Source organism: Corynebacterium tuberculostearicum (assembly GCF_013408445.1).
GTDB classification, from domain to species: domain Bacteria; phylum Actinomycetota; class Actinomycetes; order Mycobacteriales; family Mycobacteriaceae; genus Corynebacterium; species Corynebacterium tuberculostearicum.
In genome coordinates, this window is sequence record NZ_JACBZL010000001.1 from 1,597,232 (window position 1) to 1,618,438 (window position 21,207).

Annotated in this window: 14 protein-coding genes; 5 read left to right on the forward strand and 9 right to left on the reverse strand. The window is 59.9% G+C overall.

The genetic code is table 11. The features are described from left to right. From BJ985_RS07455 to BJ985_RS07465, 3 genes are all read right to left on the reverse strand, one after another. On the reverse strand, window positions 1-1,965 hold the full coding sequence (locus tag BJ985_RS07455) for a bacteriocin-associated integral membrane family protein (RefSeq protein WP_179387082.1): 1,965 nt from the start codon (window positions 1,963-1,965) through the stop codon (window positions 1-3). A gap of 66 nt (window positions 1,966-2,031) precedes the next feature. After that, complete coding sequence (locus BJ985_RS07460; RefSeq protein ID WP_005325431.1) at window positions 2,032-2,397, reverse strand: lactococcin 972 family bacteriocin; 366 nt, start codon at window positions 2,395-2,397, stop codon at window positions 2,032-2,034. Between the two features lie 127 nt (window positions 2,398-2,524). Next, window positions 2,525-4,348 carry a phosphoenolpyruvate carboxykinase (GTP) gene (locus tag BJ985_RS07465; protein WP_179387083.1) on the reverse strand — a complete coding sequence of 608 codons (1,824 nt, stop codon included), beginning with the start codon at window positions 4,346-4,348 and terminating at the stop codon, window positions 2,525-2,527. A gap of 349 nt (window positions 4,349-4,697) precedes the next feature. Between BJ985_RS07465 and trmB the strand changes: the two genes are divergently transcribed. Genes trmB through BJ985_RS07490 form a run of 5 tightly spaced genes read left to right on the forward strand, consistent with a single transcriptional unit; the run spans window position 4,698 to window position 9,577 of the window. Further along, window positions 4,698-5,474: a tRNA (guanosine(46)-N7)-methyltransferase TrmB gene (trmB, locus tag BJ985_RS07470; RefSeq protein WP_005325428.1), complete on the forward strand. Its 777-nt coding sequence runs from the start codon at window positions 4,698-4,700 to the stop codon at window positions 5,472-5,474. Beyond that, complete coding sequence (locus BJ985_RS07475; protein WP_005325427.1) at window positions 5,475-6,068, forward strand: NYN domain-containing protein; 594 nt, start codon at window positions 5,475-5,477, stop codon at window positions 6,066-6,068. Window positions 6,069-6,080: 12 nt separating this feature from the next. Next, window positions 6,081-8,234 carry an MMPL family transporter gene (locus tag BJ985_RS07480; protein WP_179387084.1) on the forward strand — a complete coding sequence of 718 codons (2,154 nt, stop codon included), beginning with the start codon at window positions 6,081-6,083 and terminating at the stop codon, window positions 8,232-8,234. Beyond that, window positions 8,235-9,251, forward strand: a complete 1,017-nt coding sequence (locus tag BJ985_RS07485) for a lysylphosphatidylglycerol synthase transmembrane domain-containing protein (protein ID WP_179387085.1) — start codon at window positions 8,235-8,237, stop codon at window positions 9,249-9,251. It abuts the gene before it with no gap. Then, window positions 9,248-9,577, forward strand: a complete 330-nt coding sequence (locus BJ985_RS07490) for a DUF3054 domain-containing protein (protein WP_179387086.1) — start codon at window positions 9,248-9,250, stop codon at window positions 9,575-9,577. Before BJ985_RS07485 ends, BJ985_RS07490 begins: the two co-directional genes overlap by 4 nt. Window positions 9,578-9,765: 188 nt before the next feature. Here the strand turns inward: BJ985_RS07490 and BJ985_RS07495 are convergent, their stop codons facing one another. From BJ985_RS07495 to BJ985_RS07520, 6 genes are all read right to left on the reverse strand, one after another. Then, window positions 9,766-11,322, reverse strand: a complete 1,557-nt coding sequence (locus tag BJ985_RS07495; protein ID WP_179387087.1) for an acyl-CoA carboxylase subunit beta — start codon at window positions 11,320-11,322, stop codon at window positions 9,766-9,768. Then, window positions 11,297-16,003, reverse strand: coding sequence for a type I polyketide synthase (locus tag BJ985_RS07500; RefSeq protein ID WP_179387088.1), 4,707 nt, complete (start codon window positions 16,001-16,003; stop codon window positions 11,297-11,299). Before BJ985_RS07500 ends, BJ985_RS07495 begins: the two co-directional genes overlap by 26 nt. A 79-nt stretch (window positions 16,004-16,082) precedes the next feature. Next, window positions 16,083-17,795: a FadD32-like long-chain-fatty-acid--AMP ligase gene (locus BJ985_RS07505; protein WP_179387089.1), complete on the reverse strand. Its 1,713-nt coding sequence runs from the start codon at window positions 17,793-17,795 to the stop codon at window positions 16,083-16,085. Window positions 17,796-17,854: 59 nt separating this feature from the next. Continuing rightward, entirely contained in the window at window positions 17,855-18,769 is a 915-nt protein-coding gene (locus BJ985_RS07510; protein ID WP_005327066.1) for a cutinase family protein, read from the reverse strand. 22 nt (window positions 18,770-18,791) lie between these two features. Further along, window positions 18,792-19,226 carry a DUF732 domain-containing protein gene (locus BJ985_RS07515; protein WP_179387090.1) on the reverse strand — a complete coding sequence of 145 codons (435 nt, stop codon included), beginning with the start codon at window positions 19,224-19,226 and terminating at the stop codon, window positions 18,792-18,794. Between the two features lie 2 nt (window positions 19,227-19,228). Beyond that, window positions 19,229-21,175, reverse strand: a complete 1,947-nt coding sequence (locus BJ985_RS07520; protein ID WP_179387091.1) for an alpha/beta hydrolase-fold protein — start codon at window positions 21,173-21,175, stop codon at window positions 19,229-19,231. Window positions 21,176-21,207 lie beyond the last annotated feature (32 nt).

A 21,207-nucleotide genomic window follows, 5' to 3' on the forward strand; every position in this document is an offset into this window, starting at 1 on the left:
CTATCTCTTTCCTGCCCGATATGAGATGTGCACCATTGTCATTACTGAAACGACAGCCACAAGAATCGAAAGCCCAACCCCGTAGGCCATTGCTTCTGACGTTACTTTCAGCTGAGCGACGACGGCGGGCATACTATTCATGCGTTCTAGCTCTCGTGCTTGGCCGCCTTTGAACCATAGATAAGCGATGGTGACGCAACAGATTGCGGCGTCAGCAAGCCATAAATATCGATACGCCCGAGTCATGGGGATTCCCATGAACCGGTAGACGCGAAGCCGCTGTGCAAACAACTTTCGATACAAAAAGCCCGCAATGACCGCCATGGTTAGCGCAATCAGAGCCGCAGCAATGACACCGAGGACCAACGCAACGGTATCGGCACGCAGCGATGCGTTTCCCTTGGCCCATAGATGTGCAGCCGAGTTGGTCTTCAAAACGAAGTTGCTAAGGTCCGGATCACCGCGAAGCTCAGGCGGAACCCCACCCAGAAAGCCAGTGCCATTCTGAGTCATGCCGGCAACAATGGTTCTATCTGACGGCAGCTGGTCGTCCGGATAGATGGTCATCACCGGCCCCGCAGTTTTTATCTGTTCTCCCCAACCAGTTTCATCTATCTGCCAAGTAGCTACGTCAAAGTCATCACTATCGAGGATCTCCACTGGGCATTCGTGCTCGCTGCAATAGAAGTCCTTCGGGACCGAATCTGCAATGCCTTCCAGTCCTCGCGGAATATACCTCGTGGGCTCGTGCGGCGGATTATTCTGCAATTCCTCGCGCAGTGGGCCTTCCACCGAACGCATCGCTGCCGTGTAGTTGAAACTGAGCATATCCCGGCCGACTCCACCGAACTCTGCCGGTGAGTCCTCAGAAAACTGTACATATTGAAACTGACCAACCGCAGATTTAGCCCGCGCAAGCTCGGCTAACTTGTGTGTTGAATCTACGATGCCATCGCTATCACGCGCCCCTGAAAGTTCCAGGAGCTGCAAATCATCGGCTTGCTTCCAGAAGTTACCAACGCCATTTTGCACCTCCACTTCATGCAGGTGGTTTAGTGCTGGGGCTATGAGTCCTACAGCTGCAATGCAGGGCACGAGTTTCAACAAAACCACAATTGCCACGGTACTGCGCTGCGGCAGCTTCCCTTTGAGCCGATCCCTCAACGCTAGCTTTTTACACGCCCATGTAGTCAGGAGGAATGCCACCACCATGACAACGAGAAGCGGAAACAGAAATACTGCCGAGTAGCGCATAATCCCTAGCATCACTCGTGGTGAAACTAATATTGCGCATAGCACCAACGCCACCGCCCCGATGGCCAGTGCACTAAGAAATGCACTTGCATAAGAACGCCGAAACTCACGTGCAAATATGACGCTAGGCGATAGTCCCATGAGCTGCCACACGGCATAATCCCTCGTTCGCGCGATCGCGCCGGCCACGACGACAGCAAAGCACGTGGCCAGAATCAAAAAATAAATTCCGGCTAGCGCGGTATCCGTAAAAAGGAACGACCACTCTAGGCTTTCAAGTTCCTGATGCTGCGCGCTGTAAGCATCCAGAATCCCATACACTGTATTTTTGAAATCCTCGCCTCCGGACAGTTGCAGAAGCTGACGCGGATCCTCATCCGGTAATTCCGACAGATCGTGTACGCGAACTGGACTGCCCGGCGCAATCGTGTCGTACCAACTGCTACCAAAGTCCCCTGCGGCGTAGATGTCGGTATGATCCGGTTGCTCGAGCTCCACTGCAATGCGCTCACCCTTCGATTGCGCAGCCTCATCGAGTGCAGCAAGAATTTCAGAGCCCTGGCCATCATTCGATCCGACGTTGATAAAAGAGCCGGTTTCAAATATTCCCTCCGACTGCGTCATCGCAAACGCCCAATACCCCAAGAACAATGCGGATAGTACGCAAAATGCGGCGAGAATTCGTTGAGAAAGGCTAACGCCTTCTTTCATGAAATACTTTCCTTAACTAAAGCAAGGGTCGCCCATGACGGCGACCCTTGTGACGCTTACCTTCTATTAACACAAGCGGTAATAAGCGCCATCCGCCCCGAGCCAACGAGATGATGCCTGCGCACGGGCCCACGTATTCGCTGGCTGGCAGCCAGAGTCAACGTACTTGTGGCCATTCACGGAACTACCGTGATTAACACTGGGATGGTGGTAGTTCGACCACACTCGTCCTCCACCCTTACCGTGTTCCCACATACCTCCATCGACAAGTTCTCCTGCCAAAGCAGTTCCCCCAAGTGCACCAGCACCTAGTACAAAAGCAGCGGCTGCGGAAGCCAGACTTTTTTCCGCATCTATTTCTCTCCTTTTCCGAAATGAAATACCCGTTTTCCGGGCCGATAAAATAATTTCATAATTATTAATAGTTGTCATCGTTAACGATAAAGAGTTTCATTTTTATTAACTAAGATTAACTTATTGTTTACTTTTTATATCTAGGTAAGGCAATACGAAACCCCCAGCGTCAATGACGTCGCTGGGGGTTGGCTGAGCCTAGTGCTTAGGAGGCGTTTTCTACGCGCTCCTTCAGGGCATGGAACTGGTCCCATACCTCGGACGGCACGCGGGAGCCCAGGAAGTTGAGGTAGCTAGCGTTATCTTGCATATCGCCTTCCCAGTCCTTCGGGTTGACGGCAAGAGCGGCGCGAACGTCCTCGATATCGAAGTCGATGCCCTCGAGGTCGATATCCTCGGCACGGGCGGTGTGGCCCACGACGGTTTCCTCGGCCTCAACGTTGCCCTCAATGCGATCAATGATCCACTTGAGCACGCGGGAGTTCTCGCCGAAGCCCGGCCACAGGAAGCGGCCGTCGTCGCCACGGCGGAACCAGTTAACCAGGAAGATAGACGGCATGCGGTCGCCGCCCTTTTCACCCATATCGATCCAGTGCTGCAGGTAGTCACCGGCGTTGTAGCCGATGAACGGAAGCATAGCCATCGGATCGTGGCGCAGGGTGCCGACGCTGCCCTCTGCTGCAGCGGTCTGGCCGGAAGCCAGCAGGGCACCGATCATGGTGCCGTGGTTCCAGTCAAAGGCCTGGGTTACCAGCGGAACGGTGGTCTTGCGGCGGCCGCCGAAGAGGATGGCGTCGATCTTCACACCCTGCCAGTCGTCGTACTCCGGAGCGGCGCTCGGGCACTGGGAAATCGGCACGCAGTAACGGGAGTTCGGGTGCGCAGCCTTAGTGGAGGAGGACGGAGTCCAATCCTGACCGGTCCAGTCGATGAGGTGCTCCGGCGCCTCCTTGGACATCTCCTCCCACCAGACATCGCCGTCGTCGGTAAGCGCAACGTTGGTGAAGATGGTGTTGCCCGGCTCCATGGTCTGCATGGCAATCGGGTTGGAACCGTAGTTGGTGCCAGGGGCCACGCCGAAGAAGCCATTTTCCGGGTTAACTGCGTAAAGGCCGTCCTCGCGCAGGTGCAGCCAGGCAATATCGTCACCGACGACCTCGGCCTTCCAGCCCGGAATGGTCGGGGTAATCATAGCCAGGTTGGTCTTGCCGCATGCCGAAGGGAAAGCGGCCGCAACGTGGTACTTCTTGCCCTCTGGGTTGGTGAGCTTCAGGATGAGCATGTGCTCTGCCATCCAGCCCTCTTCCTTGGCCATGACAGAAGCGATGCGCAGCGCGTAGCACTTCTTTGCCAGGATAGCGTTGCCGCCGTAGCCAGAACCGTAGGACCAGATTTCCTTGGTCTCCGGGAACTGGGTGATGTACTTGGTGTCATTGCACGGCCACGCCACATCTTCCTGGCCCGGCTCCAGCGGAGCACCCACGGAGTGCAGGGCGTGGACGAAATCGCCGTCGGTACCAATCTTGTCCAAGGCTTCCGCACCCATACGGGTCATGATGCGCATGGAGAGCACCACATAAGCGGAGTCAGTCAGCTGCACGCCCAGCTTTGGTTCCGGATCGCTAATAGGGCCCATGCAGAAGGGAACCACGTACATGGTGCGACCCTTCATGGAACCACGGAATGCCTCCGTCATCTCTTCCTTCATCGCAGCTGGCGGCGCCCAGTTATTGGTCGGGCCGGCGCCTTCTTCATTCTCGGTACAGATGAAGGTGCGGGATTCCACACGGGCAACGTCGGAAGGATTGGAGCGAGCCAGGTAGGAATTAGGACGCTTTTCCTCATTCAGCTTGATAAGCGTGCCCTTTTCCACCAGCTCTGCGGCCAAACGGTCAGCCTCGTCCTGGGAGCCGTCTACAAAGACCACCTGGTCCGGCTGGAAAAGCTCAACATTCTCGCTGATCCAGCCGATAAGCTTTTCGTTTTTAGTCGGCAGCTCTCCGACGAGCCCTGGGATAGTGGCGGTCATTAGTAATTCTCCTGAGGGTGGGTGTGAAAATTGGGGAAATAAATCCCCAACTGTGCCTTCCACCTCAAGATTAACGTGCTTGTCCGAATAATTTGCGCAGATTTTGTCACACCGGTTATATCCACCGCGTTTACCAGAACTTCACCAAGCGCAACCACAGATACTGTGTTAAAAATCGCCTTTTCCCATCCCCCTGTCTGGGGGTCTATTCCCCTCCCTAGCGGCAACCAAAACGATAATCTTCCACCCCCAACCGGGCCCACTGGTTATACCAGGATTGGCTTCGCCACACGTGATCCCCGGCGCGGCGTATTGCTTGGCAAGGCTAAGCAGGGAAAAATAGGCCGCAATGAATAACACAGATAACTCTCAAAACACCCGCGCTGGAGAAATGCCTCCAGGGCGCCCGCCACAGACCGATTTCAATGCCGTATTCGACAACGAGCTTGACTACCCACGCCTGGGCAACGTCACCTTCCGCCGCGGCACGCTGACCGAAAATCAGCATGAGCTTTTTGAAAAGCGCTGGCCAGAACTAGGCCGCACGCTGGAAGACGAGGTCATTGACCTCGATGCCTGGTTTGGCCGCAGCGGCGCCAAGACCATCGTGGAAATCGGATCCGGTACCGGCACCTCTACCGCCGCCATGGCGCCGAAGGAGGCCGATACCAATATCATCGCCGTCGAGCTCTACAAGCCGGGCCTGGCCAAGCTACTGGGCCAGATCGAGCGCGAGGGCATCGACAATATCCGCATGATTCGCGGCGATGGCATCGAGGTCATGGTGCGCATGTTTGCGCCGGAATCCCTTGATGGCATCCGCGTCTTCTTCCCGGATCCCTGGCCAAAGGCCCGTCACCACAAGCGCCGCATCATCCAGTCGGGCACACTCAACCTTTTTGCGTCCCGCCTAAAGAAGGGCGGCGTGCTGCACGTTGCTACCGACCACGCCGGATACGCCGAGTGGATCGATGAACTTGTGGACGTAGAGCCGAGCCTGGATTACAAGGGCTGGCCATGGCCAGAGTGCCCGCAGTTGGTGGATCGTCAGGTCATCACCAAGTTTGAGGGCAAGGGCCTAGATAAAGAACACGTCATCACGGAGTATCTCTGGGAGAAGAAATAAATGAGCACCTACCTACTTGTCTGGGATGCGCCCAATATGGACATGGGCCTGGGCTCCCTGCTCGGCGGCCGCCCCACCGCCGCACACCGCCCGCGCTTCGACGCCATCGGCCGCTGGCTGGTACACCTTGCCCAGGACGTTGATGCGGAGCCGCGCGCCGATGTCTTTACTAATGTCACCCCGGGCGGCGCCGATGTCATCCGCCCATGGGTAGAAGCCATCCGCAACGTGGGCTTCGGCGTTTTTGCCAAGCCCAAGATCCACGAAGACGACGACGTGGATCCGGATATGCTCGACCACATCGAAAGCCTCCGTGAGGATCTAGCCGGCGTGATTGTTGCCTCCGCCGATGGCCAGAATTTCCAGGAACCATTGGAAGAGCTCATCGCAGAAGGCCTTCCGGTAACGGTCCTCGGTTTCCATGAGCATGCCGCCTGGGCCGTAGGCCACGCGGATATCAATTTTGTGGACCTGGAAGATATCGAGGGTGTATTCCGCGAGCCGCTACCGCGCGTGAACCTGGATAATCTGCCGGAGGGTGGTGCATGGCTGCAGCCATTCCGTCCCCTGGCTGCGCTGCTTAATAACCGCTAGGAGGCTGCCCCAATGTTTGAAAAATGGGGACGTTTTTCCTATGCGCACCGCCGGCTCATCCCCGCCATCATCGTCGCCGCTATCCTTGCGCTCTTCATCGGCTTTGGCTTGCAGCTCGAAGACCGCATGAGCCAGGAGGGCTGGGAGGATCCCAATGCGGCGTCGACAAGCGCGGCCCAGATCGAGCAGGAAGCATTCGGCCGCGATAACTCCGGCGATGTCATCTTGCTCTTCCACTCCCCCGACGAGAACTTCGACGCCGCCAAGCAGCACTTGGCCCAGTTGAAATCGGAGTATCCGGACCAGATTGACTCGGTGACCAGTTACTTCGACACGAAGAACCCGAACCTGGTCAATGCTGATCATTCGCTGGCCTTCGCCGCCATCGGGCTGAAAGGCGATGATGAGCAGACGCTGAAGGATTTCCGCGCCATCGAAGGCGCGCTTACGGATACCACCGCACCGGTGGAGATTGCGGGTGCCACCGCGGTTGCTGATGCCCTGGATGAGGGAATGTCCCACGATATTTCCCGCGCCGAAAAGGCCGCCCTGCCACTGGTAGGCATCCTCCTGCTGGTGGTCTTCGGCTCGGTGGTTGCGGCCTGCATGCCGCTGGTGGTCGGTGGCCTCTCCATCTTGGGCTCTTTGGGAATCCTGTCCATCCTGGCCGGCTTCTCGCAGGTCAATGTCTTTGCCCAGGCCGTCGTCACGCTCCTGGGACTCGGCCTAGCCATCGATTACGGCCTCTTTATGGTTTCGCGCTTCCGCGAAGAGCTGGATAAGGGCCGATCCACCGAGGAGGCCGTGGCCACCACCACCGCAACCGCCGGCCAAACCGTGGTTTTCTCCGCGGCCATGGTCGCCGTTGCGCTTTCCGGCCTCTTCCTCTTCCCGCAGGCCTTCCTCAAGTCCGTGGCCTATGGTTCCATTTCTGCAGTCGGCTTGGCCGCGCTCCTTTCGGTCACCGTGCTGCCGTCCATTTTTGGCATGCTCGGCCCCAAGATCGATACCTGGTCCGTGCGCCGTACCTCGCGAACGGCTCGCACCATTCAGGACACCTGGTGGTATAAGCTTCCGCGCTGGGCCATGCGCCACGCCCGCGGACTGACCATCGCCGTATGCGGCCTGCTCATCGCGCTCACCCTGCCCGTGATGAGCATTACCTTTGGCGGCATCAACGAGTCCTACCTGCCGCCTGATCAAGACACTCGCGTGGCGCAGGATAAATTCAACGAAGAGTTCCCCGCCTTCCGCACGGAGCCGGTCAAGCTCGTGGTGGAAAATGCCTCGAACCAGCAGCTTGTCGACGTCGTCATGCAGGTCCGCAGCCTCGACGGCCTCACCGAGCCCATGGCGCCGACGACCGCCACCAAGGACGGCACTACCGTTCTTTCCGCCGGCATTGAAGACCGCGATGATTACGCAAAGATCGTGCACGAGCTGGAAAAGGTCAAGGCCCCTGAGGGTGTGAACCTCTACGTGGGCGGTACTCCCGCCATGGAGGTGGAGTCCCTCGATGCACTCTTCCACACGCTGCCGTGGATGGCGCTCTACGTAGTGCTGGCTACATTCCTGCTCATGGCTCTGGTCTTCGGCTCCTTCGTACTGCCGCTCAAGGCCATTGTGATGACACTGCTGACCTTGGGCGCAACGCTGGGCATCTTGACGTTGATGTTCGTCGCTGGCTTGGGCTCGGACATCCTCAACTTCACGCCCGGCCCGCTCATGAGCCCGATCTTGGTGCTCATCATCGCCATTGTCTACGGCCTGTCCACCGATTACGAGGTCTTTTTGGTCTCCCGCATGGTGGAGGCCCGCCGGCTCGGCGCATCGACCGACGAGTCCATTGCGGCCGGCACCGCGCATACCGGCGGCATTATTACCGCGGCGGCGCTCATCATGATCGTGGTCTCCGGCGCATTCGGCTTCTCCGATATCGTGATGATGAAATACATTGCCTACGGCATGATTTTTGCCCTGCTTATCGACGCCACCATTGTCCGCATGCTCCTCGTCCCGGCCGTCATGCACTTGCTGCGCGAAGATAACTGGTGGGCCCCTAGCTGGCTGCGCCACGCCACCACCACCTTGACCGGCGGTGCGACCCACCGCGGCAAGACTGTTCCCTTCACTGAGCTCAAACAACGCCTCGAAGGGGGTAAGTAAGTGAAGAATTGGCTGCGCCTTATCGCCTCGCTTATCGTCCTGCTGGTCTTGGTTTATGTCTTCCGCGATGAGCTGGACTTCCTGCGCGAAGGCTTCTCGCGGCTTTCTCATTCCAACCCAGCCGCGATAGCACTCGTGGTCATCGCCTCCATCGTGGCGGTACTCGCCATGGGCGAGGTCATGCGCCTGCTCATTCGCGCCGGCGGCGTCAAGGTACCGGCCTCAGAAACCGCGGCACTGACGTTGGCCGCTAATGCCTGGTCCACCACTCTTCCGGCCGGCCCAGCCTTTTCCGCCATCCTCACCTTCTACGTGCAACGCACGTGGGGCGCGTCCGTCATGCTGTGTGGCTGGTTCTTCGTGCTGTCCTCTGCCATTTCTACGATGTGGCTCGTGCTCATCGGCTTGGGCGGCGTGCTCTTCCTCAACGCGGATATGGCGCTCTGGTCCCTCATCGGCACCTTGGTGCTCATGCTGGCGCTTTCTGGCGGCCTGTTCTGGCTGACCAATCATCCAGATACCATTATCCGCTGGCTCAACCGCCAAAAGCTCATTAAGGGCTCCAAGCGCGAAGCCCTCGTGGATCAGGTCAAGAATCTGGAGGAAGTTCACCTTACCCGCCGCCAATTCGGCTGGGTGTCCTTCTACTCTTTGGCCAACCGCCTGATCGACATGGTCTCGCTATGGGGCTGCGTGTGGGCCGTTACCGGCCACCTACCCGCCCTGCATGCGGGCGAGGACACCACGACGATGGCCGGGGTAGCGCTCGCCTATCTCACCGCTAAGCTTGCCGGCTCTGCTCAGGTCACGCCGGCCGGCCTCGGCACGGTGGAAGCCGCCATCATCGCCACTCTGGTGGCCACGGGCATGACCGCGGTGGACGCTACCGGCGCGGCCATCATCTACCGCCTCATCTCCTTTGCCTTGATCACCATCATTGGCTGGGTAATCTACTTCTGGCACTATGCCCGCAAGGGCATTACCTACGCCGCCTTGAACCGAAAGGAAAACGCATGAGAATCGCCCCAATTATCGATATCATCGCTCTGATGCTCTTCGCAGTGGCCGCCCGCCTCGCCCACGGCGGATTGAGCTTTTCCACTTGGGTAGATGCCTTTTGGCCCTGGGCCGTAGGCGCGCTCATTGGCTGGGTCATCATTCTGGCTGCCAAGGTGCAGGGCAAGTGGAAGGAGGGCGGCATCGTCTGGCTGAGCACCGTCGTGGGTGGCATGGCCCTGTGGATGCTGGTCAACGGCCGCCTGCCGCACTGGAGCTTCCTCATCGTAGCGACGGTGATGTCCGCACTATTTTTCTTTGGCTGGCGGCTTTTCGCCCGCAAATAAAAAAGAAGGAGGGTTTAACCCTCCTTCTTTTTGCTCCACTTACTTGGAACTTACCTGAATGCCTGCCTGATTCAGAATATCGACCACGAAACCAATGATCTCGCTGACGATGTCCACAGCGCTAGACAGAATCATAGATAACTCCTTCACTAGGATTAGCTCTTTATATGCTATCCAAGCACAAGGCATTACATCGGGGCAATAGTGTGCTTCTTCGGCTGATCGCTTTCCTGCTTGGTGGCCAGTTGGCGCAGTGCCTGACGGAGCGCCAACCGGGACTGATTCGGCTGAATCATCGCGTCTAGATAGCCGCGCTCGGCCGCGACATAAGGAGCGGTCATGGTCTCATCGTAGAAGTCCATGAACATCTTCTTGGTCATTTCGCGCTGTTCCGGGGTCTCGGCGGCCTCGAGCTGCTTGCCGGCGATCATCACCACGGCAGCGGCCGCGCCCATCACGGCGATCTGCGCGGTCGGCCACGCCAGGTTAATATCGCCGGTCAGGTTCTTCGAGCCCATCACCGCATAGGCACCGCCGTAGGCTTTGCGCACGATGAGCGAGACCTTCGGCACGGTGGCTTCCACCACGGCGAAGGCAAACTTGGCGCCGCGGTGGATAAGACCCACCTTCTCCTGTTCCACGCCCGGCAGGTAGCCCGGGGTATCCACCACAAAGACCAGCGGAATATTGTAAGCATCGCAAATGCGGATAAAACGCGCGCCCTTATCGGCGGCGTCGGCATCAATGCAGCCCGCAAGGTGCATGGGATTATTGGCCACAAAGCCAACGGTCTTGCCATCGATGCGGCCAAAGGCGGTGATCATATTGGGCGCGAAGTTCTCTTGAATCTCAATGAGATCCTCGTCATCGCCCAACTGGGTCAACAAGTCCATCATGTCGTAGCCAGCATTGGTGTCATCCGGCATGAAGGCATTGAGGGCTTCGTCTTCGGCCACTTCGGCGTCGGAAGGCGCAGCGAACTCCGGCGACTCATCAAAGCAGGTCAGCGGCAGGTGGTCGAGGAGATCGCGGACCATATCAAAGGCGTCATCCTCGGAAGGGACGACCGCCGAGACGTTACCGTTGAGCTCCTGCTGGCGAGCACCGCCCAGCTCAGCGGAGGTGATGTCCTCACCGGTAACCTCGCGGATGACGTTCGGGCCGGTGACATACATTTCCGCTTCCTCGTCCACGGCAATGACAAAGTCCGTGGTCACGGGAGCATAGACGGCGCCACCGGCGGACTTGCCCATCATGATGGAAATCTGCGGGCTACGGCCGGACAGCGGGAGCTGGCGGCGGGCGATCTCGGAGTACATGGCCAGCGAGGTCACCGCATCCTGGATGCGGGCGCCGCCGGAATCCTGAATACCGATGACCGGGCAGCCAATCTTGATGGCCATGTCCATGACCTCGGTGACCTTCTTGCCAAAGGTCACGCCGACAGAGCCGCCGTAGACGGTCTTATCGTGGGCGTAGATACACACTGGGCGGCCAGAGATGCGGCCATAGCCGGTGACCACGCCATCGGAATAAATGGCGTCAGGGTCACCCGGGGTCTTGCCCAAGGAGCCGGTTTCGACGAAGGAACCCTCATCTAGCAATTCATTGATGCGTTGACGAGGCGTGGTGCGCCCAGCCTCGTCGCGGCGCTTGCGGGAGCGCTCACTGCCTGGGTCCTGCGCCTTGTCCAGACGCTCGCGCAGGTCAGCGAGTTTCTCAGCGGTTGTCTGCTTGGCCGCCACGTATCTTCTCCTCGATCCATTCGTCCATATGCTTGCCCACGATGCCGATGGCCGGCTCGTCTGGCACTGCAAGGTGATCGCCTTGCAGCTGCACAATTTCTAGATCCTTAACGATAACTCCCCAACCGCCGTCGGGGTCAATCTCAGCGTAGCGCGGCTCCAGCTCAATCGCACCGTCGTGCATGCGCTCGGAACGGAAAAGCAGTACCGGCACGGTGACATCGGCCCAGCGATGGAAGTCGATCTTGGCCAGAATCTGGTTATCCACGAAGGAAGCGCGCTGGTGCTCCAGTACGCCGGCGGCAAGGCCGTGCTCGGAGGCGTCGGTAGTAGCGAGGAACTCCGCCAGCATGGTCATGAGCGCATCCTCGCCCATGGTCTCAAGCATCTCGTACGGCGGCTCGAAATCCAGGCCGTAGGTCTTCTTGGCAAAGGCCGCGTAGCGCTCCCACCGGGCACGGGTTTCTTCCGGGGTATCCGGTGCTGGGTTCGACGGCTGGGTGGTATCCAGCAGCGCGATGAACGCCACGTCCACCGAATCCTGGCCGCGCTGGGTGCGCTGATGCAGCTGGTAGGCCACCTCGTAGGCCAGCGCGCCACCGAAGGACCACCCGCCGAGCACGACCTTGCGGCCGCGCGCGTAGTGCAGGATGTCCTCGATATAGGCCTCGGCGCGCTCCTCCAGCGAGCCTTCGATGCGCTCTACGCCGTAGACTGCCACGTCCTCGGGCAGGCGGCGGGTCAGTGGCTGGTAGACCACAGTGGTGCCGCCGGCTGGGTGGAACATGAATACGGCCGGACCATCAGCCTCGCGCAGGACGCGGATATTGCCTTCTACCTCGGTCTCCAGTCCTTCGCGGACGAGGTCGGCCAAAGTCTCTAGCGCCTCGGCCTCGTGGACCTGCTGGGCGGTGACCTCGATTCCGGCACGCTCGGTGAGGCGCTCGGCGATTTGGGTCGCTACCTCATCGCTTACCTCTGGCAGCGCCGAGGTAACGCCCGCAGCTGCCTTACCGGTAAAGGTGGCCCAGGTGCCAAAGACCATGCGCTCCGAGGCATCACGCGGGGCAACGCCGACGCCCTGGCCGGGTTCGTCCTCTTCTGGTGCAGGGGTGTCCGCAGAAGCAATGTCGCTGGTATCCACGCTGCCGCCGGCCACGGCCTCTTCCACCATGGCAATGACGTCGGCCAAAGAGGCATCGCGTAGCGCCTGCACCTGCAGCGGCGGAATCTGGAAGTCATTTTCCACGCGGTTCTTAATGCGCATGCCCATCAGGGAATCCAGGCCCAAGTCAATGAGCGGCAGCTCGCGCGGCAGGTCAGAGACGTCATAGCCCATGGATTCCGACACGATGAGTGCGAGGCGATCCTCCACGGTTTCCTCCGCGGGATCCCAGCGCACGGCATCAACCTCTGCGGTTGCTGCAGGCTCGCTTTCAGGCACATCGGCCACGCCCGGGATAGGCGCCGCGCCCAAGTCCAAGGCGGAGGCAAAGCCTTCCGCCAGGAGCTCCGTCTGTGCGCCACGGACGGCGTAGACGGCTACGGACATACCACCGATGGACTGGCTTACCACCGTGGTGACCTCACCGCGCGGTGGCAGGTCGGCATGTTCCTCGGTGGCGATGATGCGCGCCCCAGGCTTGACGGCCTCGGCCGCGGCCTCCACGATGGCCAGCGCGGATGGCGCCTGATCCGCATTGGTAGAGAAGGCAACCTTGCCCTCGGGCAGATTGACGCGTGCACCCGGCAGGCCGGATACGCCGGCCGACGGACGCGCGTTGGTCCAGAATCGCTGGCGGTTGAACTGGGTATAGGGCGCCTCTACGCGCGCACCGGAGCCAAATACCGCACCGAAGTCCACCGGCATGCCAGCGACATAGAGCTTGCTGAGCAGATCCAGCAAGGACTCGGTGGGATCCACCTTGCGCTTCAACGCATACAGCAGCTGCGCATCGGCCTTGCCCACGGCGAAGGCGGTGGACATGAGGCCCATCAGCGCCACCGGGTTCGGCGAGATTTCTACCAGCTGGGTGTGGCCAGCGTTGAAGGCCGCCTCGGTGGCATCCTGCAGATAGACCGAGTGGCGGGTCATGCGCAGCCAATAGTCCTCATCGTGGACGGTGGTACCAGGGCGATAAACCTCGCCCTTATCCACGGAGGAAAACAGCGGGGTGTGCAGCGGCTTGGCCTCCATGCCGGCGATGGCTGCATGCAGCTCGCCCAGGATGGGGTCCACGGCCGAGGTATGCCCTGCTGCCTTCACATTGAGCGCACGGGCGAACTTGCCCTCACCGTCGAGCTTTTCCACCAGGTCCAGCACCTCTTGGCGAGGGCCGCCCACGGTGGTCATACCGGGTCCGGTATACACGGCGGGTTCGATATTGCCGTCGAGCGCGGCAATATCCTCGGCCGAGAGCTCTACGACGGCCATGGCTCCTTGCTCGGCATCGCTTAGCGACGCCTCACCCTCACCCATCAACCGCGCGCGGTGGCAGGCAATAACCATGGCGTCCTCTGCGGAGATGCCGCCTGCGGCATAGGCCGCGGCAATCTCGCCCATGGACATGCCCATCACGCCGGCCGGGCGCACGCCAAAGGAAGCGAACAGGTCCGTCAATGCAATCTGAATGGCGGTAATGGCCACCTGGGCGGTCTCGGTGTCATAGGTTTGGGCATCGTCGTTGACGATATCCAGGATGGACCAGCCGGACTCAAAGTCCACGATGGCATCCAGCTCTTCCAAGCGGGCCTTGAACTGCGGCGAGAGCGCAATCATGTCCTTCGCCATCTTGCGGTGCTGGGATCCGAAACCGGAGTAAACAAATACCGGGCCCGGAACCTGCGGGGAATCCGCAGCGGCGATGCCAACGGAAACCTTGCCCTCAGCTACCTGGCGCAGGCGCTTGACCGCTTCCTCGGTGGAGCTAGCCGTCACGACGGCACGGGAACGGGAGTGGTTGCGGCGGGCGACGGTGCGGGCGACGTCGACAAGCGCGGGCTTTTCCGCCTCAATGAAGTCTGCCAACAGGGCCGCAGCGCGTGCCCGGTGCGAAGGCAAGAGGCCAGAGACCGGCAACGCCACCGTGTCGGTGGAAAGCTGCGGCGCGCGTTCAGCCGGGGTGCCGCGGTAATCGGTGAGCACGACGTGCGCATTGGTGCCACCGAAACCAAAGCCGGATACGCCAGCGACCTTGTGGCCGGAGTACTCGGGCCACTCGCGCGGATCCTCGACTACCTCAAGGTGCTCGGCCTCGAAATCGATATAGCGATTCGGCGCCGAGTAATTGATATTGGCCGGAATCACGTCATTGCGCATGGCCTGGATGACCTTGATGAGGCCGACCACGCCCGCGGCGGATTCAGAGTGGCCGATATTGGTCTTGGCAGAGCCGAGCAAAATTGGAGTTTCGACCCCGCGGCCCGCACCGAGCACGCGGCCCAGGGCAGAGGCCTCGATCGGATCACCCAGAATGGTGCCGGTGCCGTGAGCTTCGATATAGTCCACGTCCTGCGGATTTACGCCCGCATCAGCATACGCGCGACGCAGCACATCCTCCTGTGCCTCCGGGTTCGGGGCGGTCAGGCCATTAGAGTGGCCATCGGAGTTGACGGCCGAGCCCTTGATGACGGCCAGGATATCGTCGCCGTCCGCTTCCGCGTCCTCCAAGCGCTTGAGCACGAGGACGCCGGCGGCGTCGGCACGCACGATGCCATCGGCGTCGTCCGAAAAGGCGTGAATGGCGCTCGTTGGAGAGGTAACGCCCAACTCCGAGAACGCCGTGGACGCATGCGGGGCAGCCAGAATATTCACGCCGCCAGCCAGCGCCACGTCCGCGCTTCCCGTGCGCAAATCCTTCATCGCCTGGTTCACCGCCACGAGGGAGGAAGAGCAAGCCGTATCCACGTTGATGGAAGGGCCGCGGAAATCCAGGGCATAGGAAATGCGGTTGGCAACCACGGCGGAAGAAATGCCGGTCAGCGCATACGGGTGCATCTCGGCGGAATCAGCGCCGATGAGCATGCCGTAGTCATTATTGGTCGATCCCATATACACGCCGGTCTGCGTGCCACGCAGCTCATTGGCGGGAACACCAGCGTTTTCTAGCGCTTCCCACACCAGCTCCAACAGGATGCGCTGTTGGGGATCCATATTGGCGGCCTCAAGTGGGGACAGGCCAAAAAATTCCGCGTCAAAGGAGGCGATGTCTTCGATATAGCCGCCGTCGGTATTCTGCTGGGCAATCTTCTCGCTCATGACCGGATCAGCGGAGTACTCGGACCACCGACCCACTGGCAACGGGCCAGTGCCTGCGCGGGATTCCGCCAACATAGACCAGAACTCTTGGGCATTCTTGGCGCCCGGGAAGCGTCCGGAAAGACCAATGACCGCAACGTCGGATCCCTGCGCGATCCGCGGGGCGCGCTCTTCCGGCTGGGGCGCCGCCGGTGCGTTCAGCAGGCGGTCCGCCAGCAGCTCGATGGTGGGATACTCATATGCCACGGTGGCATCGAGTCGGGTGCCCAGAAGGTTTTCCAGCTCGCCGGATAGCACTACAGCATCCCGCGAGGAGAGACCATAATTTTCCAAAGGCTTGGAATCTAGGATCTCTTCGGCGGAAACACCGGTGGCCTGGGCGACCCAGTCACGCAGCCATGCTCGCAGTTGCTCGATGGTCATAAAAAGGTCTTTCGTTACGGAAAAATACTAAATGGCGTAGGGGTATATCGCTATATTTTGTCACTTTGTTAGCGATATATCAGAATCCCACATAATTCTTCTTGGCTACGCGGCGCGCAATCTTGCCGGAGGACGTGCGGTTGATTTCGCCAGGTGCCTTCCACACGATGTCATCCGGAGTGATGCCGTGGTGGGCAGTGACCGCGGTGCGAATGGCCTCGGTTGCCTCGGCATCGCCGGACGGCTGCGCATCATCGGCGCGCTCCACCAGCACAACGAGGGACTCAGAGTCATTGCCTTCCACGGAGAAGGCAGCAACGGAATCCGGGCGAACCTGCGCGGAAGCTGCTTGCACCGTGCCCTCAATATCCTGCGGATAATGGTTGCGCCCAGCAATGACGATGAGATCCTTCAGGCGGCCCGTAATGTACAGCTCACCATCCACGATGGTTGCCAAGTCTCCGGTGGCCATCCAGTAATCGTCTTCCGGCAGGCCATCCTGCAGGCGCTCACCCAGCGTATTGCGGAAGGTCGCAGCAGTTTCCTCTGGGCGGTTGAGGTAGCCGGTGGCCATATTGGGGCCGTGGACCCAGATTTCTCCGATAACGCCGTCCTTTACCTCGGCGCGAGTTTCCGGATCCACAATGGCGAGGTGCTGACGCGGCACGCACTGTCCATTGGAAGCGTAGGCAACGGTGTCTTCGGATTTATCCTCGATGACGGCGCGACCTGCAGCTAGCTCCGCGCGGTTAAAGTGCGCGATGACCGGGCGCTTGTCAGTTTGCGGGGTAGACACAATAAGCGCCGCTTCTGCCAGACCGTAGGACGGACGCAGTACGGAACGGTCCACACTGAAGGCATCGAGGAAGGAGTCCACGGCCGATTCGGTCACCGGCTCGGAACCGATAATGATGCCGTCCACGTGGGAGAAATCCGCGTCCTTGGCGTGGCGAGCGGCGAGTTCCAAGGCAAAATTCGGGATAGCGGTATAGGTGGCCTGTTTGCCAGCCGTCACGCGCCGGACCCAGCGATCCGGGTGCTGGATGAAATCGCGCGGGGTCATCATCTCGAAGTCGAGGCCCAAGATGGTGACAAATACGGCCAGGATGATGCCCATATCGTGGTGCATCGGCAGCCAAGAAACGATGCGGGCAGGCATCTGCAGCTGCACGGCCTGGAAAATCTGCGCCACGTTGGTAATAATCGCGCGATTGGTGAGCTCCACGCCGGCCGGGGTGCGGGTGGAACCGGAGGTGTACTGCAGGAAGGCAGTGTCCTCTGCGGTTCCCTCCACAGGAGTCCAGGAGGACGCCAAAGAATCAGGAAGGGCGTCGAGGGAAATGATGCGCGGGCGCTCGCGTTGAGCGGAAAAATACGTGCGCACTGCCGCCGCCGATACGCGGTTAGTTACCACGATGGACGGTTCACAGTCACCAAATACGGCCTTTAGGTGGTCCGAGTGGCCCGGCTCGTTGGGGTCATATAGCGGAATCGGCACCATGCCCGCATAAAGAGCGCCTAAGAAGCCGAAGACGTATTCCGGTGAATTACCAGCCAAGATGGCCACGCGGGTACCAGGATCTGCCACCTGCTGCAGGCGCGCCGCCACCACCTTGATGCGGTTATTGACCTGTGCGCGGGTAAGCTCCCGGCAGGTTTCTTCCTCACCGTAGATCCACTGGCGCATGACCACGCGGTCTGGGTCGGTTTCCGCTTGGAAGAGCTTCTCTGCCAACTGGGCCAAGGTGAACTCGGGCGCTAAGAACTGCCCCATCTGCGCTTTTAGATCCATCGATTCTCCTTAGGTAAATGGTTTCGTTAATAAAACTATCGGAGTTGGGGGAATGGTTGTTACGCGGCGTCGATAAGCTGGCGGGCCCAGCCCACTACCCACTGGTTGGCAGTCGTGCCATCGATAACGCCACTATTGGAGGCGTACTGCGCATGCACGCCATTCGCGGCAATCAAACCCTGCGCGCGCTCTAGTGCATTGGTGACGTTTGGCGGGGCATCACACACCGAATCATTGGGCGCGCAAATTTGGAAGGTGCGATCCGCGAGGCTACCGAACCCATTCTGGCGCGCACCACGCATGGAGGCACCCGGCACAATGGGCTGAACCAATCCGGATACCGGCTGCAGCGCAATTTCAGCGCCGACGCCGCCCACCTTGCGGCCTGGGTTTTGCCCGACGCCATTTTGGCGGCGGCCATCTGCGATAAGGGCCACGCCTGCGATGGATTCCGCCGGAACCACGCCCTGGCCGCCACCAATCTCATCGGCAACGTCGCCGGCAATCACCGCGCCCTGAGAAAAGCCGCTCAGAATGAACTTGGTAGCTGGGCAGCTTTGATGAACGCTACGCAGCTCGTCATTCATCTTGCCGGTTCCCTCATTGCGGGAATCGTCGTAGCTCATTTCGTGCTGCGCATTAATGTTTTTAAATTGCGCGGTATAGGGAAGGGTCCAGACCTTCACGTCGTCCCCGTAGGCCTCCTGCAACGGCTTCGTAATAGACAGCATGAACGAGCGCGGGTTGGCAGAAGGATTAATGGGGTCGTCGTCAGCCGCGGACTCCCAAGTACCCGGGGCAGAAATGAACTCAACACGGGGGCACCACTCGGGCTGCTGCGGTTGCGGCGGCGCTGCCTGCTCCGTGGTGTGCGGAGCAGGGGAATCGGTGCCTTGGTTGAGGTAACGCGACGCGCCCACGCCGATGACAGCTAAAACGACGAGGGCCGCGACGACGGTAATAGTTTTTCGCATGGATTAGTTGTACCAGCTAAACCTAGCAAATCCCTGAACGCGCGGAATCCTTGATGAGCTGGGAAAGCTCCTCAAAACTCTGCGTGGTGCGCTGCTGCTCGATGAGCTGGCCGGCAACCGCAGAAATGGTGACCTCATTCTCGTCGCAGGCCGCTTTGCCGGCTCCAAGGAGCTGATCCTCAACGCCATCGACGTTTACGCCGGCGTCCTTGAGCTTGTCCAAGTACTTGGCGTCCGGTTCCGGCACCTCAGCGGACGGGATTTCAGAGATCTCGCGCGCACCGCGGTCTTCTTGCGACTTAGAGGTGGCACCCTCCGAAGAAGAGGAAGGGGCCTCGGACTCCCGCTCGAGGGGCGCGACCTCGGTCTCTTGCGGCGGTTCGCTATCCACCGTGGCGGAATCGCACCCCGCAAGACCCAAGCACAGCGCCGCGCCCACAACTACTAGCTTGCGCATAGCTACTTCTTCTCGGTCCGAACCTGGCCGAGGACCTCACTGATCTTGCCGTGCTGGAATTCCTGGCTCAGGCCGCCAGCGGCAATCTCGGAGTAGTCAGAAGTAGGCCAGCCGAACTCGCCCTGCTCCCAGCCAGCCTGGCCCCAGCGGTCCATGATCTTGCTCTTCAAAATGTAGTGCGCGCCAGTCTTCGGGGACCAGTAGATGCTGCCCTTCTCAAAGGTCTGGAAGAAGCCGCCATCGACGGCGTTCTCACCGGACGTCGGGAAGCCGAGCGCAGATTCAGCGCCGCCCATGTCCTTGTACTTAGCGCCGATAGCACCGTGGACTACCTGGTTGGAGCCATCCGGGTTACGGGTAAGGACGCCATCCTGGAATTCCTGCATGTAACCCTCGCCGACCTTCTTAACCGAGCCGGTCGGGTACTTCAGGTCGCCCTTTTCGTAGCCGTTTTTGCCCCAGGCCTGGAACATATCGCCGGTAATCTCCCAAGCACCGGTCTCCGGGGACCAGTAGATGGAGCCGTGCTCGAAGTGCACGAAGCGACCCTTGCCGTCCGGGGTCTTAGTCTCGCCGGTCTTAGGGAAGCCCAGCCAGGAGGTAGGTCCGCCGATTTCGGCGTAGCGGGCACCAATGCGGCCGAAGAGGGCGTGCGCACCGGTATCCGGGGACCAGTAAGCGGTACCGGACTCGAAGTCCTGGGCCTTGCCCTTCTTGGCGACGTCGTACTCGTTATTCAAGCAAGAGCCAATGACGCCGCTCTTGGTTTCCTTGGCGATGGCACCAATGGCCTCACAGTCCGCACCGCGATCAGCCTTGTCCATCTCGAGGGCATCTGCGATGTAGGGCCATGCCTGCTGCATCTCAAACTGCCAGTATTCCCAGCTGTGCACGCCGGATGGGCGGAACTTAATCACTGGGTTAATCTTGGCGCGCTTTGCGTAGTCCACATAGGTCTGGGTGGACATGCGGGAAATGACCTCCAAGCCCATACCGGCAAGGTTGGCCTGACCCTTGGCTACGGAGTTGGCGTTACCAAAGTCATCCTTGCCCGAACCTGCAGAGACATACACCTTCATGTCCTTCAGGTTTTCAATGCCCAGCTTCGGATCGTGGTCGATCCAGTTTTGGGAACCTGGCTCGCCCCACATCTTGCGGGAATCATAGCCGCCGGCATCTCGTTGCGCCGCCATGATGGCTTCCGGCATGCCGCGTGTAGTGGTGTCCAGGTAGCCGGAGAAGGAGCCCACGAAGTTAAACAGGTGCGGGTTACGCTCAGCCAAGTTCATCGCGGCGGTGCCGCCCATGGACAGGCCGGTGACCGCACGCTTGTGGTTCGAGCGGTACTCATTGTCCAAGATGGGGATCAATTCCTTGGTCAGGAAGGTCTCCCACATGTAGCGCTGACCGCGGTCTGCCTGCTCCCAGTCCGAATAGAAGGAAGATTCGCCGCCTACCGGCATAACTAGGTTGACGTTACGGTCAGCGTACTGGTTCAAAATATTGGTCTCGATGGTCCAGCCGGACTCATCGTCACGGGCACGTAGGCCGTCGAGCGCCCATACCTCTGGGAACTTCTTCTCCGGGTGGGAGTACCAGTCACGAGCAAGCTGGATTTGTACCTTCTGCTCTTTATCCGGCATAGCCGCGGACTTGATGTAGACCATCAGGTGGCGGTTGGTCAGGTACTCCACACGGTTGATCTTCACGCCCTCCGGCAGGCCCTTAACATCCGGGTATTCGGTGTTCAGCGGGGTGCGGGCGGGCGGTTCCTTCGGTGCGAAGTGATCGGACAGGCTGGAATCGCCGCCGATGGCGGAAGAGAGATCGCCTACGGAAGATTGTGCGGTGGCGTTTGGCAGCAGAGCCAAACCCACGGCAATAGCGGTAGGTACTGCGGCCACTGCAAGGCCCTTGCGAGCTTTGCTCGGGGAAGTGCTTTTGCGCATAGGTAAACGTCCTTGAAGATTTGCCGCGGTAC